The following is a 16,341-nucleotide window of genomic DNA, read 5'->3' as shown; positions in this document are numbered from 1 at the left end:
GACGAGGAGACTCCCGTGTCCCGCATCATCATCGACATCGACGACGAACTGCTGGTCGCGGCAGCGAAGATTTTCGGCACCACCACCAAGAAGGCCACCGTCAACGCCGCCTTGAAAGCAGCCGTCGACCGGCAGAGGCGGCGGGAGTTCGCCGACTGGCTCAAGAGCGGCGGGCTGCCCCGCCTGACCGGGCAGCCCGCGTCGACGCCGGACGCAGCGTGAGTCGGGCGTCCTACCTCCTCGACACCGCAGACTGATCAGCGGACCCTCGAGCGCATCTCGCCGGCCGTCGCGATCCACTCGTCGGCGAGCCAGAGCGCCTGGCTGGCCGGGGAGGTCAGCGGCAACTGCACCCCGTCCAGCACCGCCGGGTCCAGCCGGCGGGCCGGCACCAGCAGCAGCCGGGCCGCCGGGCGGGGCCGGGTCGGGTCGGCCAACTGCTGGAGCAGCCCGAGCTGCCCGTATCGGGCCAGCGGCGCGGCCTCGGTGATCAGCACCGGCCCGTCGGCAGCGTCGATCGCCGCGCCGATCGCCGGGACCACCTGATACCGGACGAGATCCACCAGGCTGCGGAAATCCGCGTCCAGCGGCATGCCGTTGTCGGCCGCCAGGATCGCCTCCCATGGGAAGCCCAGCGTGCGCAGCCGCTCCAGCAGGATCGCCGTGACGTCCACCTCGGTCAGCGGCAGCCGGGCCAACAGGGCCCGCCGGGCCGGGGCAAGCCGACGCCACGGTGCCAACACGGCCAGGAAGGCCCGCCGGTCGAGCGCCGAGGCCAGCCGGTCGCCCACCTCGTCAACGGCGGTGAGGCCGAGCAGCGGCGCGTGGGCGGTTCCCGTCCGGGTGCCGGTCACCGACGCTACCGTGGCCGCTGGCCCATATACCTGATCGTTCGGATGCCAGATCAGCGGCACCTCGGCTGTCTTGAGCAGGTCGGTCAGCGTGGGTCGGTCGGGTACCCGTTGTGACCGAGGGAACCGGCTCTGCACCCGGTCACGGAGCTGCTGGGCACCCAGCCGCTGGCCGATCAGGCTGCCCACCGACAGCCGCAACGCCCGCTCCGCCGACATCCCCACCGGGTAGAGCTGCCCCTGCGGGTTGACGTCCACCCGGTCGTTGCTCCCGGCCGCCGCGAGCTGCAACAGCCGCAGGTCGGCCACCGCCGGCATCCCGGCCGGCACCGGCAGTCGGCGCAACTCCTCCACGGCGCGTTGCCGGGTCGGCAGCGGATCGGCAGCGGCCAACTCGGCGGCCCGGCCACCCAACTCCACCACGTACCCGAGGAAGTCCGCAGCGGTGACCTCGGACGCCGGATCGTCCGGCTCACGGCCGACCAGCACGGTGCCCGACGTCCGGAACCGGTGGATGGCCACCCGGGCGTCACCGCCGGTGCTCAGCTCGGCCTCGACGGCGGCCCGCACCAGCCCGACCGCCTGCGGCAGCCGCTTCGGCGCGGACGTGTAGGAGCCGCGCGCGGCGATCAGCGCCTGGGCCAACTCCTCGGCCGACATCACCGCGCCCCGGGCATCGAGCAGCGCCACGATCTCGTTGCGCACCGCCACCAGCGCCGGCAGGCCCAGCCAGGTGCGGGCCTGCGTGCTGAGCAGCTTGGACACCTGCGGTTGAGTCCGGTCGGTGGCGCGGGCGGCCTCCATCTGCGCCGGCCAGCACAGGAACGCGCCCTCGGCGGTGGGCGCCTGCCCGAGCAGCACCGCCAGCGCCCGGTGATTGCGGGACGTGGTGGCGGGCAGGAGTGCCGCGCAGAGCGCCTCGACGCCCTGGGCCAGCGGCTGTTCCTCGGCAACCGTCGGCTCGCCGGCTCCCGGCAGCACCGCCCGCAGCGCCCGCGCCTGGGCGAGGATCTCCTTGCGAGTGGCGTCCGGCACCCCCTTCGCCCGGGTCAGCCTCGACGGCTCGGCGTCCAGCAGGTCGCCCACGGTGTGCAGGCCCAGCCGTTCCAGCGCCGAACGGGCCCGAGCGGTCAGCTCGGTGACCTCCAGCGGCGACCCACGGGTCAGCCCCACCGCCGCCGGCATCGGCCCGACCGTCGTCACGGCCGGCTGCGGGACCTGCTGGAAGATGGCCCGCCAGGCGTCGGTCATCTCGTCGACGGTGTCGAACCGGGCCGCCGCGTCCCGAGCCAGTGCCCGGGCGAAGAACTCCACCAGCCGGTCGGCGACCGCCGGATCGAACGCCGCCGGATCGAGGGTCACCTCGTCGCTGATCACCGCCGGATTCGCGTTGTCACCCCACCGGGGCAGCGTCCCGGTCGCCATCTCGTAGAGCACCACGGCGGCGGCGAACCGCTCCGCCGCCGCGTCGTAACGCAACCGCCGTGCGGAGCCGAGGAACGGGTCGATGTAGCCGACCGTGCCGGCGGCGAGCTGGTCGGCCGGCGTCGACGACAACGAGAAGTCGAAGACGCACAGGTGCGGCTGCTTGTCCTTCGGTCGGGGCCGGGCGGCCAGGTTGGCCGGCTTCAGATCCCGGTGCCAGACGCCCTGGCCGTCCAGGAAGGCGACGATGTCGAGCAGGTCCCGCCCGTACCGCTCCAGCAGGTCCAGCGCGAGCCGGCCCCCGCGCAGCTCCTCGGCGAGGGTCCGCGAGCCGGCGCTCTCCATCAGCAGGGCCGTCCGGCCACCGACCCGCACCGGGCCGTCCACCAGCGCGGCCACCTGCGGATGCTTCAACCCCGCGAGGGTACGCGCCTCCGCTGTCAACCGTTCCTCGTGCTGCTCGTCGCGGGCCACCTTCAACACCAGGTCCCGGGCTTCCCCGGCCCTGCTGACCAGCAGCGCGACGGCGGTGGCACCGGAGCCGAGCCGGTCCTTCACCTCCAGACCACCGTCGAGCAGGTCACCCCGGTGGGCGGCGAGCGGATCGGCCGCCAATTCCTGCTCGGGGGCGGTCAGCTCCTCCCAGACCTTCTCCAGGCCGGCGCGGAAGTCCGACACCCCGGCGAGGCGCTGCGCGGGATCGCCCCGGGTGGCGTCGTAGACCAGTGTCACCAACGTGTCCGGCATGCCGTCGACTGCGGCATCCAGGTGCAGGCCGCTGTCGCGGACCGCGTCGACCAACTCCTCCGGGGTCGCGGCGGGCACTACCCCGGCGAAGATCCGGTAGGCCAGCGCGCCGAGTGAGAACACGTCGAGCTGATGACCGGGCAGCCGGGCGGCACCCCCCGCCTCCGGTGCCTGGTAGCGCCGCACCTCGTCGTCGAAGAACAGCTCCAGGCTGGCCGGGTCGCTCGACGGGCCGAGCCGGGTGAGCTGGGTGTTGCCGGCCAACCGCCCGCCGGTCTGCCAGTCGGTCACCACCAGCGTCGGACGGGAACCGTCCGGCTCGCCGACGTAGATGGCCCGGGGGGCGAGCGCCCGGTGGGCCAACCGGCGCGAATGCGCATAGTCGATGATCTCGGCGAGATCCTGCACCAACTGCAACCGCTGGGCCAGCGTCAACGTGTCGCCACGGCGCAGCAGCCACTGGTCGAGGCGTACCCGGTCCGGCTGGTGGTCGAAGACGACCGCCGGGCCCCACGCATGCTCGACCAGGTCGTGCGCCCGCGCCACGCCGGGGTGGTGGATGCCCTGCAGGAGGCGAAACTCCCGCTCGGCCGCCTTGCGGATCGCCGGCACCTCGTGCTCGGCGGCCCGGCTCGTCAGATAGAACCGGACCCGGCGCACCAGCGAGGTGTCGAGCACATGCCCGGCCAGGAAGTCCTGCCAGCCGAGGCCCTCCGCGAACGGCTTCGGATGCAGCAGGAGCTGGCCGACCTTGCGGTCCGCCACCGACGGCCGGATCTTGGCACCTCGGACCAGCTCGACGATCTGTCTGCCCCGCGCCGCGTCCACCCGGTGCGCCGGGTTACGCGCCGGTGCGGTCAGCGCCTGTTTGAGGCTGGGCAGCCCCGAGTCGTGCCCGTGCAGGCCGTAGACGTGCTGCCCGCCGATCGAGTCCAGGCTCGCCCGCATCCCTCGGGCATGCAGGAACACCGCCGCTCCGACGTAGGGGGCCTCGGCCTCCTGGCCGTTCTGCCGGGCGTAATAGCGGATCAGGCTGGCCAGTCGCTTCGCCTTCCGGTTGGCCAGGATGTAGGGGTTGTCCTCCGGAATGAGCCGGCTGTTGTCCATCCGCCGTACCCACTGGGTGCCGTCGCCCCGGATCTCGCCCCGCCAGTGCTTCAACTCCAGCACGTACAACCCGCTCGGGGTGAGCACCAGGGCGTCGACCTCGTTTATCGTCCCGTCGGCACCGACGAACTCGACATTCGCCCAGACGTGGTAAGGGTCCGCGTCGGGCAGGTAGCTCGCCAGGTCCCGCAGCCCGTCCTGCTCGTGGACGTAGGAGCTGGCGTTGATCTGCTCCCAGCGCGGCGAATCCTCACGCATGCACCGACCCCTCCACCCCTGGCAGCACCCCGTGTCCACGGCTCAGCCACCGCACCATACCGGGGTGCCGCCCGCCCAGCGTCTCCCCCGCCGGCATCATGGCGGATCAGGGCGGATCAGCGCGCTCCGGTATCGCCTCGCCGAAGCGCGGATGCCCGCGCTGACCCGCCAGGGTGCCGGCAGGTCAGCGCGAACAGGACCGGGATCGCCGGGAGCGATTCGCCTCGGTCAGGCGGACCCGGTCGACTCCCCCGCCCGGGACGTGCCGCGCTCGCGCAGGGTGGCGGCCCGGCCCACGCAGGCCGCCGCGGCCACGGTCAGGACCGTGCGGGCGGTGTTGGCCGTGTTCCACCGCCGCTCGAAGCCCGCCCGTGCCGCGGTCGCGTCGGGGGTCCGGGCGAGGCGCGCGTTGAGCGGCAGGTTGACCGCGCTGGTGACCACGACCGCGGCTCCGTAGCACAGCGCGGCACCGGCGGCCCACCGCGCCGCGCGCCGCCGCCCCGCCCGATGCAGCAGCACCGCCGCCGCCGCCGGCGCGGCCAGCGCGCCGACATACGCCAGTCCGAAGACGGGGTTCTCGATCAGCCGGTTCACCGAGCGCATGGTGTCGACGAACGTCCGGTCGTCGGTCTCGGCCAACGCCGGCATGACCGCCGTGTCGAACGCGTGGAACACCCCTGCCATCACGCCGGTGCCGACCCCGGCCAGGCCCAGCGCGGTGTCCGATGCACGGGATGTGAACAGATCGGTATGCAATTCCGGTACCTCCGTCGCCTGTTCGCCTCTGTTCCCAGTCAACCGCCGGACCGGGGTGCGAGCCATGGCCCAGATCCTCGGTTCCATACGCCAGACGCTCACGCCGGTTCTCGTCGTCGTCAGATCGCCGACTTGAGGTCGGCGGCCCGGTCGGTGCTCTCCCAGGCCAGGTCGGGCAGTTCCCGGCCGAAGTGGCCGTACGCCGCGGTCTGGGCGTAGATCGGGCGGAGCAGGTCGAGATCCCGGATGATCGCGGCCGGACGCAGGTCGAACACCTCGCCGACCGCCTTCTCGATCGCGGCGACCGGCACGGTCTCGGTGCCGAACGTCTCGATGAACAGACTCACCGGGTGGGCCTTGCCGATCGCGTACGCCACCTGCGTCTCACACCGCTCGGCCAGCCCGGCGGCCACCACGTTCTTGGCCACCCAGCGCATCGCGTACGCCGCCGACCGGTCCACCTTCGACGGGTCCTTGCCGGAGAACGCGCCGCCACCGTGCCGGGAGTACCCGCCGTAGGTGTCGACGATGATCTTCCGGCCGGTCAGCCCGGCGTCCCCCATCGGACCACCGATCTCGAACCGCCCCGTCGGGTTCACCAACAGCCGGTACCCCTCGGTGTCCAGCCCGAGCTCCGCCAGCTCCGGCGCGATCACCTGGTCGCGCACGTCCGGGGTGAGCAGACCGTCCAGCGAGATGTCGGCCGCGTGCTGGCTGGACACCACCACGGTGTTCAGCCGGACCGGGCGCAGCCCCTCGTACTCGATGGTGACCTGGGTCTTGCCGTCCGGCCGCAGGTACGGGACCGTGCCGTCCTTGCGCACCGCGGTCAACCGGCGGGCGAGCCGGTGCGCCAGCGCGATCGGCAGCGGCATCAGCTCCGGCGTCTCCGAACAGGCGAAGCCGAACATCATGCCCTGGTCGCCCGCGCCCTGCGCGTCCAACTCCCGCTCCGACGAGCCGGTCCGCAGCTCGATCGCCCGGTCGACGCCCTGCGCGATGTCCGGGGACTGTGCTCCGATGGAGACACTGACCCCGCAGGAGGCACCGTCGAAGCCCTTCTTCGACGAGTCGTAGCCGATCCCGAGGATCGTCTTCCGCACGATGGTCGGGATATCGGCGTACGCCTTCGTGGTCACCTCACCGGCCACATGCACCTGGCCGGTGGTGATCATGGTCTCGACGGCCACCCGGCTGTGCGGATCCTGCGCCAGCAGCGCGTCCAGGATGCCGTCGCTGATCTGATCGGCGATCTTGTCTGGGTGGCCTTCGGTTACCGATTCGGATGTGAAGAGACGGGAAGCCAACGAACCCCTCCGGGGGTGGGCCCGGCCGGCGTGCGGCACGGACGACGGTTCGAGCGGGACGACTGCGAGCGCGGGCACGGCGGCCCGGTCAGTTCTGCGCGGTGACGCCGACCGACGCCACGGCAAGGTCCTTGCGCAACGCGGCCAGCACCTCCTCCGACCGGTCCTTGAGGTAGAAGTGGGCACCGGCGAACACGCGAGCGGCGAAGGGCCCGCTGCTCACGGCTTTCCAGGCGGCGACGTCGGCGGGTTCGCCGATCGGATCCGCGTCCCCGGCGTAGCCGAAGACGGGGCAGGACAGCGGCCTGCCGAGCGTGGGCCGGTAGACCTCGTTCAGCTCGTAGTCGGCACGCAGCGTGGGCAGGTAGAACTTCAGCACCTGCGGACGGTCGAGGATCGTCGCCGGGGTGCCGCCCAACCGGATGACCTCGGCGATGAACTGATCGTCGTCCATCAGGTGCAGGTAGGGCGGCGGCAGCGGCAGGTGCGGCGCCCGCCGCCCGGACACCACCAGGCAGCTCGGCTCGGGAAGGCCGAGCTGCCGCAGCCGCACGGCGGTCTCGTAGGCCACGGCCGCGCCGAGGCTGTGGCCGAAGAAGACGAAGGGCCGGTCCAGCTCCGGGCGCACGGCCTCGACGAGGCCCTCGACCAGCAGCTCCATCCGGTCGTACGCCCGCTCGCCGAACCGACCCTCCCGTCCGGGTGGGACGACGGGACGGACGGTCAGGTCGGGCGCGAGCAGACGACGCCACGGATGGAAGAACCGCCCTCCGCCCCCCGCGTGCGGGAAGCAGAACAACCTCGGCCCGTGTTGGTCGGCCGGGTCGGTGCCGTCGAACCAGGATGTCATCGACCTGCCTTCCGGGGTGTCAGCGCGCGGCCAGGTCGGCGATGACCGTGGCGACCCGCGCCGGGCGCTCCAGGGGAAGCATGTGGCCGGCACCGGGCAGCAGCTCGTAGCGGGCGTGGGGCAGGGCGTCGGCGACCGCCCGGCCGAGCGACGGGGCGACCACGGTGTCGGCGTCCCCGGCCACCACCACCGCCGGGATCTGCACCTTCGCCAGCAGGGAACGCAGATCCATCTGCTGCGTGCAGCCGAAGCAGGCGGCGCGGACGGCGGCGGGAGTGGCCGCGAACATCTGCCGGTGGGTCTCCAGCGCCGCCGGATCGATCCACCGGCCCATCGTCGCGCGGAGCATCTTGCGGCCCACCGGCGGCCGGGAGAGCGCCCAGGTGAACAGGCCGCTGCCCATCATCCGGACCTCGCCGGCCGGGGTGGCCTGGTCGTGGGCGGCGGTGGCGAGCAGCGCCAGGCCGCGCAGCCGGCTCGTCGCCGCGCCGGGGTCCGCCGTCACGTACGCCAACGCGGCGAACCCGCCGCCGGAGTGGCCGGCGAGCACGGCGTCCCGGACGTCCAGTTCGGTCAGCACGGCCGAGAGGTCCGCGCCGAGCCGCGGCACGCCGATCGGCTCCCGACCGAGGGTGGACTCCCCGTGCCCCCGGTGGTCGTACGCGACGACGGTGTGCCCCAGGGCGAGCAGGTGCCGGGTGACCGGCTGCCAGCACTGGCGGCCGGCGGCCCAGCCGTGGGCCAGCACGACCGTACCGGCGTCGAAGTCCAGGCTCGGGCGGGTCACCGTCACGGCGAGCCGCGCGCCGTCGTCGGTCTGGACGACCCGGTCGACGGCCGTGGCGGTACGCGACAGCGTCCGACCGTTCACCGCGCACCGCTCCGGGCGACGGGCCGGTCGGCCAGCAGGGCGTCGAGGTTGGCGAAGGCGGCCTGGGTGGCCGAGGAGTGCTGTGCGCCGATGTCGGCGACCTTGGACAGCATGCGCACGAAGCCCTTCGGGTCCGCCTGGAAGTGCATGGCGATCAGGGTCCGACCGTCGTCCAGCGGACGCAGCAGGAACTCGCAGGTGCCGAGGAAGACACCGGAGACGTAGTCGGCCGCGAGCCGGCGATGGGGCTCCACTGCGGTCGTCCGCGCGGTGAACCGCAGCTTCGGCCCACCGCCGTCGACGCCCTTCGGGTGGACGGTCACCTCGGTCTCGCCACCGACCTGATCCGGCGGAACCGACCCGGCGGCGAAGGTGTTGTGCGGCACCCACCAGCGGGCGGCGCCACGCAGTTCCTCGACCAACGCCTCCCAGACCGATTCGGGTGCGGCGGCGACGACGGCCTCGTCGATGATGTCGTACTTGTGCATTCAGATACCTCCAGGCGGGCGGCGGGTCCGGCCGGGAGTGTCCGGGCGGGCGGCACGCCCGCCCGGACACCGGCTCAGGTCAGGCGAAGAAGCCCTGACCGGGGGTGAGGATCAGGTCGGGGTCGTAGTGGTGCTTGGCCGCGCGGAAGTCCGACCAGTGCGCGCCGAAGTGCCGCTGCCAGTCGACGCCGGTCATGTTCGGGATCGCGCCGACGAGGTAACGCTTGGCGCCGAGGGAGACGCCGAGGTCGTAGAGCCGGCGGTTCTGTGCGAGCATGCGGTCGATCCCGGTGTCACCCGGAAACGGGAAACGCAGCAGGTCGAACAGGTAGGCGGTCGGCCCGCTCGGCTTGGCGAACAGCGGTCGGGTGAGCCTGGCGGTCGGGAACGGGTAGAAGCCCGCGAATCCGACACCCAGATCCTCGGGTGTCAGCTCCCTGACCACGGCGGTCACGAACTGACGGGTACGCGAGGCGGGGAGCACCATGCTGAACCACGGCTTCGGCTGCTCCCAGTAGCCACCCTCCTTGAGGAACACCTCGTAGCCGTCGAGGCGGGTGACCCAGTCCCGGTACCCCAGCCGGACCATTTCCAGCTCGGCCCGCTCGTCACGCAGCCCGCTGAGCAGCGCGGCCTGGTCCGGCTCGACGCCCGTGTAGTAGCGGCCGGCTTCCAGCTTGTACCGCCAGCCGGAGCCGTCGGGCTTCGCGACGATCTCGCCGGCCTGGTGGCTGAACCGGCCGTCGGCCACCAACCGCTCCGCGTCGGCCTGGTAGGTCGCCAGGTCGTCGTAGAACAGGCTGAAGACCACGGCGCTGGCCGGTGCCGGGACGAGCTTCACCCGGGCGCGGACGATCAGGCCGCACTGGCCGCCGCCGGCCAGCACCGACAGGAACAGCGACCGGTTGCGGTGCAGGCTGGCGGTCACCAGCTCCCCGGTGCCGGTGACCACGTCGACCTCCTCGACGGTGTCACAGAGCAGGCCGTGCTTCTGCACGGTGCCACCGATACCGCCGACACTGATCGTGCCGCCGATGGTCAGGTGCAGGTAGTCCGGCAGCGCCGGCGGGGTCCGGCCCTGGGCCAACGCGGCGGCGGTCAGCTCCGACCAGGTCACGCCGGCGTCGACGACCGCGAAGCCCGACTCGATGCGGTGGATCCGGTTGAGCCGCCGCGCGTCGATGGAGATGCCTCCCGGGACGTGCGCCTGACCGTAGTTCGAGTGCGACTCGCGGTCGGTGCCCGTGCCGCTCTGGCCGTTCATGGCGATCTTCAGCCGGTGCGACCGCGCGAACCTGACGGCCGTCACCACGTCGTCCACCGACCCCGGCCGCAGTACGGCCCGCGGCGTACCGGAGCGCAGGGCGCCGAAGTCGGTGGCGAAGCCGGCCAGCACGTCCGGCGCGGTCTCCAGGGTGCCGTCGAAGCGGGGCGCCCAGGAGACCCCGGAGTGGTCGCTCGCGGCGGCGGCGGTCAGCCAGCCACCGGCGGCCTGGCTGAAGCCCACCGCGAGCGCTCCGGTGACAGCACCCCTGAGCAGGGAACGCCGATTGACCTGGTGCTTCATCGATGCCCCCGAGGATCAGGCCGGCTGACCGACACGCGGACCGCCGGCCACCGTGGTGGCGAGCTGGTACGCGTCGAGGTCGAACCGCTGGGTCTGCCGGCGGAACCGCCAGGTGTAGGTGGGCCAGATGGACGGGTTGCGTCCGTTGCCGTCGAGGTACCAGCTCCGGCAATTGCCGGCGTTCCAGACGGTTCCCGCCAACCGCTCGTCGAGCTGCCGGTTGTAGTCGATCTGGGCCTGCGGGCGAACGTCGACGCTGCTCAGGCCACGCTTGTCGAGCACCCGCAGGGCGTCCATCACGTACGCGATCTGCGCCTCGATCATCAGCGTCTGGGACGAGTGCCCGAGGGTGGTGTTCGGGCCGAGCAGCATGAACAGGTTGGGGAACCCGGCGACGGTGGTGCCCCGGTAGGCGCTCATGCCGCTGCTCCACACCTCGGCCAGGGCCACGCCGCGGGTGCCGAACACCCGGCCGGCGATCGGGCGGGAGGTGGCCTGGAAGCCGGTGCCCAGGATCAGGACGTCGACCTCACGCTCGCGCCCGTCCGCGGTCACCACCGAGGTCGGGGTGACCCGGTCGATCCGGTCGGTCACCACGTCCACGTTGGACGAGCTGACCGCCGGGTACCACTCGTCGGAGAAGAGCAGCCGCTTGCAGCCCACGGTGTAGTCGGGGGTGAGCCTGGCCCGCAGCACCGGGTCGGTGATGCTCTTCTCCAGGTGCTTGCTGGCCATCCCCTGGATGGTCTTCTCGGCCCGCTTGGGGTCGCTGAGCAGGAAGGCGAGGATCTCCCGGCCGTTCTTGTTGAAGTTGCGGCGGAAGCGCTGGTAGCCGGGCACCCGACGGCGCATCCAGTGCTCGCGGGAGGTGATCGACTTGTCGGGCTTGGGGCCCACCCACGGCGCGGTGCGCTGGTAGACGTCCAGCCTGGCGGCCTTCGGCTGGATCTTCGGCACGAACTGGATCGCCGACGCCCCGGTGCCGATCACCGCGACCTGCTTGCCGGTGAGGTCGACGTCGTGGTCCCAGGTGGCCGAGTGGAACATCGGGCCGGCGAAGCTGGACAGCCCCTCGATCTGCGGCACCACCGGGTCGCTGAGGTAGCCGGTGCCGGTGACCAGCACCTGCGCGGTGTAGTCGCCCTGGCTGGTGCTGATCCGCCAGTGCCGGGCCACCTCGTCCCACCGGGCCGAGAGCAGCTCGTGCCGGAAGCGGATGTACGGCCGCACCCCGAACCGGTCCGCGCAGTCCCGCAGGTAGTCGAAGATCTCCTGCCGCTTGCCGAAGGTGGTCTTCCAGTCGGGGTTGGGCGCGAAGGAGAAGGAGTAGAGCAGCGACATGACGTCGCAGGCGCAGCCCGGGTACGTGTTGGCCCGCCAGGTGCCGCCGACCTCGTCGGCGCGCTCGAAGACCAGGAAGTCGTCCATGCCCGCCTGGAGCATCCGGATGGCCATGCCCAGCCCGGAGAACCCGGTGCCGACGACCGCCACCTTCACGTGCCGCACCGGACGACCGGAGCCACCCGTGCTGGACAGTTCCTCCACAGTGCTCGTCACGACGCCCCCTGACCCCGGCGCGTCAACACGACGCGGAAGTTGTTGAAGTAGGCGTCCTCCAGGGTGTAGGCGAAGATGTCGAGGTAGCGCTCGAACCGCGCGACGACCTCCTCGCCCTCCATCTCGACCGCCTCGTCCCGGCGCTCGGCCAGGTACTCCAGCCAGACCCGGCAGGCCCGGCTGAACGACTCGCGCTCGTTGCGGATCTCCACCACGTCGAACAGACCCTCCAGACCGGCGGTCAGCTCGTACAGGTGCGGGATGTGGCAGTCCTTGAACTCCTCACGCTGGAGGAACTTCAGGTCCTTGAGCAGCTCCCGGTTGAGCGGGAGACGCTCCGCGGTCATGGTGTGCAGCACGAAGCCGGCACCGGGCCGCAGCAGCGAGTGGACCTGCTCGAAGAAGGTCTGGTAGCGGCGGGTGCGCTCCTTCGGCGACAGGCTGGCCGAGACGAAGTGCTCCAGCGCGTTGATGCAGAAGGCGGCGTCGTACGGCTGCTCCGCCCGGTGCTCCTCCCAGCTCTCCACCCGGATGTCCACGCTCGGGTTGCCCAGTGCGTCGACCCACTCCTTCTGGGTACGGCTGAGCGTGAGGCCGACCGCCTGCCGCGCGCCGTGCACCCGGGTCACCCGGTCGAGCATGGTTCCCCAGCCGGAGCCGATGTCGAGGACCCGGTCGACGCCGGCGGCGCGGGCCAACTCGACGAACGCGTCGAGCTTGCGTTCCTGGGCGAGGTCGTGGGTCTCCCGGAGCGGCTCGCCCTCGTCCCAGTACCCGCCGGAGTACATCATCATCGGGCCCAGCAGCAGCCGGTAGAAGGCGTTGCTCACCTCGTAGTGATGGCGGATCGCCTCAACCTCGGGGTTCACCGGTCTGATATCGGCGATGGTCATCTCGCCCCCAATTCAGTTCCGCTCGGAAGATTCAGTTCGTGACGTCGTGAAGAGGTAAACCGCCCACCGCAAGAGCCGCGCAACACCCGCCCGCCCCGTCAGCCGGCTTGCGCAGCCGTTGCGCCGTCGCCGTTAGCTGCTCGTGTGCCGGCCCGACGCGAGTCGACGGTCGCCGGTGCCCCTATGAGAGGAGCGGACCCATGGAGATTCCCACCGTCGAGGAACTGGCGATCCAGCTGCAGGCCGTGTCGGGCGCCGACAACGTGGACCCGGACGCCTCGATCCAGAACATCGCCGACGTGGACTCGCTGGACCTGATGGAGTGGCTGTACAGCTTCCAGAACAAGTACCCGCACATCCCGGCCGACGAGTCCCTGTTCAAGGACATCGACGAGTCGACCTCGATGCGTACGGTGCACGCGCGGATCGTGGCGCTGGCCGGCCAGCCCGCCGGGGCGTAGCGCACGTGGACGGCTTCAAGATCAGCGGATGGGGCGTCGCCGTACCTGACCAGGTCCTGACCAGCCTTGAGCTGGCCGGGCGCTTCGGTGTCGACGAGGACTGGATCGTCAGCCGGTGCGGCATCCGGGAACGGCGGTTCGTGGAGCCGGGACAGACCACCGCCTCGCTCGCCGTCGACGCCGGCCGGCGGGCGCTGGAGAAGGCCGGGCTGACCGGCGCGGACATCGCGCACCTGATCGTCGCCACGGCGACGCCGGAGCAGCCGTCGCCGGCCACCTCGGCCTTCGTCCACCACGATCTCGACATCGCCGGCAGCGCCCACGACGTCAACGCGGAGTGCAGCGGCTTCATCTACAGCCTGATGACAGCGGCGGCGCTGATGCGGATGGACCCGCGTCCGATCCTGGTGATCGGCTCGGACACCCACTCGCTGACGGTCAACCCGACCGACCGCGACCTCGGGATCCTGGTCGGGGACGGTGCCGCCGCCCTGGTGCTCGAACCCACCGACCGGGACTGGCTGCTGGCCTGGAACCTGGGCGCGGACGGCTCCTGCACCGGGAGCCTCAAGGTGCTCGCCGGCGGCAGCCGGATGCCGACCACCGAGGAGACGGTCCGGGACGGGCTGCACTACGCGAAGATCAACGGTAACGAGATCTACCTGAACGCCGTACGGTTCTCGGTGCGGTCGGTACGGGCCACCCTGGAGCAGGCGAAGGTCCAGCCGGACCAGGTCAAGCACATCGTGCCCCACCAGGCGAACATCCGGATCATCAACTCGATCCTGAGCCACACGGGGCTCGACCCGCAGCGGTTGGTCACCAACCTGGACCGCTACGGCAACACCGCCTCGGCCTCCATCCCGCTCGCGCTCTCCGAGGCGCTCGACGAGGGTCGGGTCGCCGATGGGGACCTGGTGCTGCTGGCCGGGTTCGGCGCCGGTATGACCTGGGGCTCGATGCTCCTGGAATGGGGAGGGAAGTCGGGATGAGCGCTGGCACGACGATCGGTACGGTCCGGCCGGATGCACCAGTGGCCCTGGTCACCGGGGCATCCGGCGGGCTCGGGCAGGCACTGGCGATCGAACTGGACGCGCTCGGCTGCCGGGTCGCGGTGCACTACAACAGCTCCGCCGAGCAGGCTCGGGCGGTGGCGGACAAGCTGCACAACGACTCGGTGGTGGTGACCGGGAACGTCGCCTCCTGGGAGGAGGTCGGCGCGCTGTACGAGCAGGTCCGCGAACAGCTCGGCCCGATCGACGTCCTGGTCAACAACGGGGCGATCCGCCGCGACTCGCTGATGGCGATGCAGAACCCGCAGGAGTGGCGGGAGGTCATCGAGACGAACCTGATCGGCACCTTCCACACCTCCCGGGTGGCCGTACCGCACATGCTGCGGCAGCGGTGGGGGCGCATCATCAACGTGGTCTCGCCGTCGGGGCTGATCGCCACCGCCGGCCAGACCGCCTACTCCGCCTCCAAGGCCGGGGTGATCGGGATGACCCGTACGCTGGCCGCCGAGTGCGGGCGGCGGGGCGTCACGGTCAACGCGCTCTCCCCCGGTTTCATGATCACCGGAATGACCAAGGACCTGTCCGCGTCGGTGACCGATGCCATCCGCGGCAAGTGCCCCGTTCCGCGGTTCGGCACCCCGGAGGAGGTCGCCCACAGCATGCGCCTCTTCCTCGACGCCGACTACATGACCGGTCAGGTGCTCAGCATCGACGGTGGCGTTTCGATCACCTGAGCCCGTCCGGCGGGGGGACCGGGTGTCTCACCACCTCCCCCCGCCGGACGGACACCGATCGATACCCGCCCAGGGGCGAGCAACGATCCCTCCGGCTGATACCCGGCCGACCGTTCCGGCCGTCATGCTGCTCAACGTGCCATTGACGCAGAACGAACGATGACCATTTTCCCGCTGTTCGTCCACCCCTGGCCGGTCGGGACGCTGCCGGCTGCCTCGTCGACAGGTGAGCTGTGAGCGAGCCCGTCAGCACCCTCGTCGCCGCGTTGCCCGCAGACGCTCCGGTGAGCCACCTGAAACGGGCACGGGACCTGATGCTGCGGGCCGAGGCGACCGAGACCAGCATCGAGCGCCACCCCGATCGATGCGGAACCCGGGGCTGGTTCGCCAGCGCGGCCGACGCGACCCGGGCCGCCCTGGAACTGCTCAGTCCACCGCCCGACCTGGCGGGCGACCCACCCCGGTTCCGCGTGTTGGTCGACACCGCAGCCGCACCGGGAAGCGGACGGCCGGACCGGCTGACGCCGCTGCTGGCCCGCACCGACGCCGGGCAGATCCTGGTGACCGCCGCCACCGCGATCGTGGCGGGGGCGACCCTGCCACCGGGGGCGCAGCTCTACTACCACGGCCGGTGGCGGCCAGCCGCCGACGGACCGCCGGAGCAACTGTACGAACTCCGGCCGCCGAACGACGACGCGGAGGCGGAGGCGGACAACCTGCACTGGGCCCGGCGAGCGCTCGCCGGGCCCCGCCCGGCACCGACCCCTGCCTCCGCTCGCGCCCTGGCCGCGCTGCGGGACGGTTGGCGGCAGGTTCTCTCCGGTGAGCTGGTGACGCACGTGCTCACCGCGGCAACCCCGTCCATCCCCGGCAACGTCAGCGCCGAGCTCGCGCTTCGCCTGCACACCGAGGGTGCCCGCATCCTCTACGGCCGCTGGGAGCGGGAGCCGCAGGACGAGTTCCAGGCCCTGCGCGAGGCGCTCGGCGTCTACCTGGGCGGACGTACGGCGGAGGCCCTGCGTACGGAGATCGACGGACGGGTGGACCACATCAGCCGGCTGCTGCCCGAGGTGGTGCCGCGGCTCGGGCTACCGCCACGCCCGCCGATGGAGGTGGAACGCACCGAGTCGTTCGAGGCGATCGAGGCGTGGCTGGACGCCATGGCACGACAGCGGCCCACCCTGATCGTGCTGCACGACCTGCCGCCGGCCGACCTGCTCTCCGCGCGGTTGCTCGGACACCTGCGGCTGACCTGTCGGCGCAGCCGGATCATGCTGGTCGTCACCACCACCAGCCGCGCCCCGGCGCCGGCACTCGACGAACTGTTGGACCAGGCCGGGCCGGGCGAGGACGCGAACCTGCGCCATCACCGCCTGGACTGACCACGACCCGGGGCGGGCCGCTCCGGACGCCCGAAGTGGGCCGCTCCGGACGCCCGGACAGCCGGCCTCCGGAC

Annotated in this window: 14 protein-coding genes; 5 read left to right on the top strand and 9 right to left on the bottom strand. The window is 71.7% G+C overall.

Features of this window, described 5'->3' with window-relative positions; all coding sequences use genetic code 11:
- The first annotated feature begins 15 nt into the window (after positions 1–15).
- Positions 16–222, top strand: coding sequence for a type II toxin-antitoxin system VapB family antitoxin (locus ACIG87_RS21145; RefSeq protein WP_396852535.1), 207 nt, complete (start codon positions 16–18; stop codon positions 220–222).
- 35 nt (positions 223–257) lie between these two features.
- On the opposite strand, the gene pglW is transcribed toward ACIG87_RS21145, so the two are convergent.
- The 9 genes from pglW to ACIG87_RS21100 form a co-directional block, all read right to left on the bottom strand.
- The gene (pglW, locus tag ACIG87_RS21140) at positions 258–4,388 is read right to left on the bottom strand and encodes a BREX system serine/threonine kinase PglW (protein ID WP_396852533.1); all 4,131 of its coding nucleotides are present in this window, start codon (positions 4,386–4,388) and stop codon (positions 258–260) included.
- Between the two features lie 228 nt (positions 4,389–4,616).
- Positions 4,617–5,144: a DUF1772 domain-containing protein gene (locus ACIG87_RS21135; RefSeq protein WP_396852531.1), complete on the bottom strand. Its 528-nt coding sequence runs from the start codon at positions 5,142–5,144 to the stop codon at positions 4,617–4,619.
- Between the two features lie 119 nt (positions 5,145–5,263).
- Positions 5,264–6,451 carry a methionine adenosyltransferase gene (metK, locus tag ACIG87_RS21130; protein ID WP_396852529.1) on the bottom strand — a complete coding sequence of 396 codons (1,188 nt, stop codon included), beginning with the start codon at positions 6,449–6,451 and terminating at the stop codon, positions 5,264–5,266.
- A gap of 88 nt (positions 6,452–6,539) precedes the next feature.
- Positions 6,540–7,301, bottom strand: coding sequence for a thioesterase II family protein (locus tag ACIG87_RS21125; protein WP_396852527.1), 762 nt, complete (start codon positions 7,299–7,301; stop codon positions 6,540–6,542).
- Positions 7,302–7,320: 19 nt separating this feature from the next.
- Entirely contained in the window at positions 7,321–8,172 is an 852-nt protein-coding gene (locus ACIG87_RS21120; RefSeq protein WP_396852525.1) for an alpha/beta fold hydrolase, read from the bottom strand.
- Positions 8,169–8,660, bottom strand: coding sequence for an SRPBCC domain-containing protein (locus ACIG87_RS21115; RefSeq protein ID WP_396852524.1), 492 nt, complete (start codon positions 8,658–8,660; stop codon positions 8,169–8,171). Before ACIG87_RS21115 ends, ACIG87_RS21120 begins: the two co-directional genes overlap by 4 nt.
- Positions 8,661–8,739: 79 nt before the next feature.
- Positions 8,740–10,227 (bottom strand): FAD-binding protein, encoded by a 1,488-nt coding sequence (locus ACIG87_RS21110; protein WP_396852523.1) that lies wholly within the window; start codon positions 10,225–10,227, stop codon positions 8,740–8,742.
- Positions 10,228–10,242: 15 nt separating this feature from the next.
- On the bottom strand, positions 10,243–11,784 hold the full coding sequence (locus ACIG87_RS21105) for a flavin-containing monooxygenase (RefSeq protein WP_396852521.1): 1,542 nt from the start codon (positions 11,782–11,784) through the stop codon (positions 10,243–10,245).
- Positions 11,781–12,653: a class I SAM-dependent methyltransferase gene (locus ACIG87_RS21100; RefSeq protein WP_396852519.1), complete on the bottom strand. Its 873-nt coding sequence runs from the start codon at positions 12,651–12,653 to the stop codon at positions 11,781–11,783. The genes ACIG87_RS21105 and ACIG87_RS21100 overlap by 4 nt, the downstream gene beginning before the upstream one ends.
- A gap of 224 nt (positions 12,654–12,877) precedes the next feature.
- On the opposite strand from ACIG87_RS21100, the gene ACIG87_RS21095 reads away from it, so the two are divergent.
- The 4 genes from ACIG87_RS21095 to ACIG87_RS21080 all read left to right on the top strand — a co-directional run bounded on the left by ACIG87_RS21095 (position 12,878) and on the right by ACIG87_RS21080 (position 16,267).
- Positions 12,878–13,138 (top strand): hypothetical protein, encoded by a 261-nt coding sequence (locus ACIG87_RS21095; RefSeq protein WP_396852518.1) that lies wholly within the window; start codon positions 12,878–12,880, stop codon positions 13,136–13,138.
- A 5-nt stretch (positions 13,139–13,143) separates the two neighbouring features.
- Complete coding sequence (locus ACIG87_RS21090; RefSeq protein ID WP_396852516.1) at positions 13,144–14,130, top strand: 3-oxoacyl-ACP synthase III family protein; 987 nt, start codon at positions 13,144–13,146, stop codon at positions 14,128–14,130.
- Complete coding sequence (locus ACIG87_RS21085; protein WP_396852515.1) at positions 14,127–14,885, top strand: 3-oxoacyl-ACP reductase family protein; 759 nt, start codon at positions 14,127–14,129, stop codon at positions 14,883–14,885. Before ACIG87_RS21090 ends, ACIG87_RS21085 begins: the two co-directional genes overlap by 4 nt.
- Before the next feature lie 233 nt (positions 14,886–15,118).
- On the top strand, positions 15,119–16,267 hold the full coding sequence (locus tag ACIG87_RS21080; RefSeq protein WP_396852513.1) for a hypothetical protein: 1,149 nt from the start codon (positions 15,119–15,121) through the stop codon (positions 16,265–16,267).
- Positions 16,268–16,341 lie beyond the last annotated feature (74 nt).

Source organism: Micromonospora sp. NPDC051925, assembly GCF_044548625.1.
Lineage (GTDB): Bacteria > Actinomycetota > Actinomycetes > Mycobacteriales > Micromonosporaceae > Micromonospora.
The sequence above is the reverse complement of the archived record's forward strand: the minus strand, read 5'-3'. Positions and strand labels throughout refer to the sequence as shown.

What these genes read in the sequence shown, in the direction of transcription:
- pglW (WP_396852533.1), bottom strand. Translation starts at nt 4,388, where the DNA reads ATGCGTGAGGATTCGCCGCGCTGGGAGCAGATCAACGCCAGCTCCTAC.
- ACIG87_RS21125 (WP_396852527.1), bottom strand. Translation starts at nt 7,301, where the DNA reads ATGACATCCTGGTTCGACGGCACCGACCCGGCCGACCAACACGGGCCG.
- ACIG87_RS21115 (WP_396852524.1), bottom strand. Translation starts at nt 8,660, where the DNA reads ATGCACAAGTACGACATCATCGACGAGGCCGTCGTCGCCGCCGCACCC.
- ACIG87_RS21110 (WP_396852523.1), bottom strand. Translation starts at nt 10,227, where the DNA reads ATGAAGCACCAGGTCAATCGGCGTTCCCTGCTCAGGGGTGCTGTCACC.
- ACIG87_RS21095 (WP_396852518.1), top strand. Translation starts at nt 12,878, where the DNA reads ATGGAGATTCCCACCGTCGAGGAACTGGCGATCCAGCTGCAGGCCGTG.
- ACIG87_RS21085 (WP_396852515.1), top strand. Translation starts at nt 14,127, where the DNA reads ATGAGCGCTGGCACGACGATCGGTACGGTCCGGCCGGATGCACCAGTG.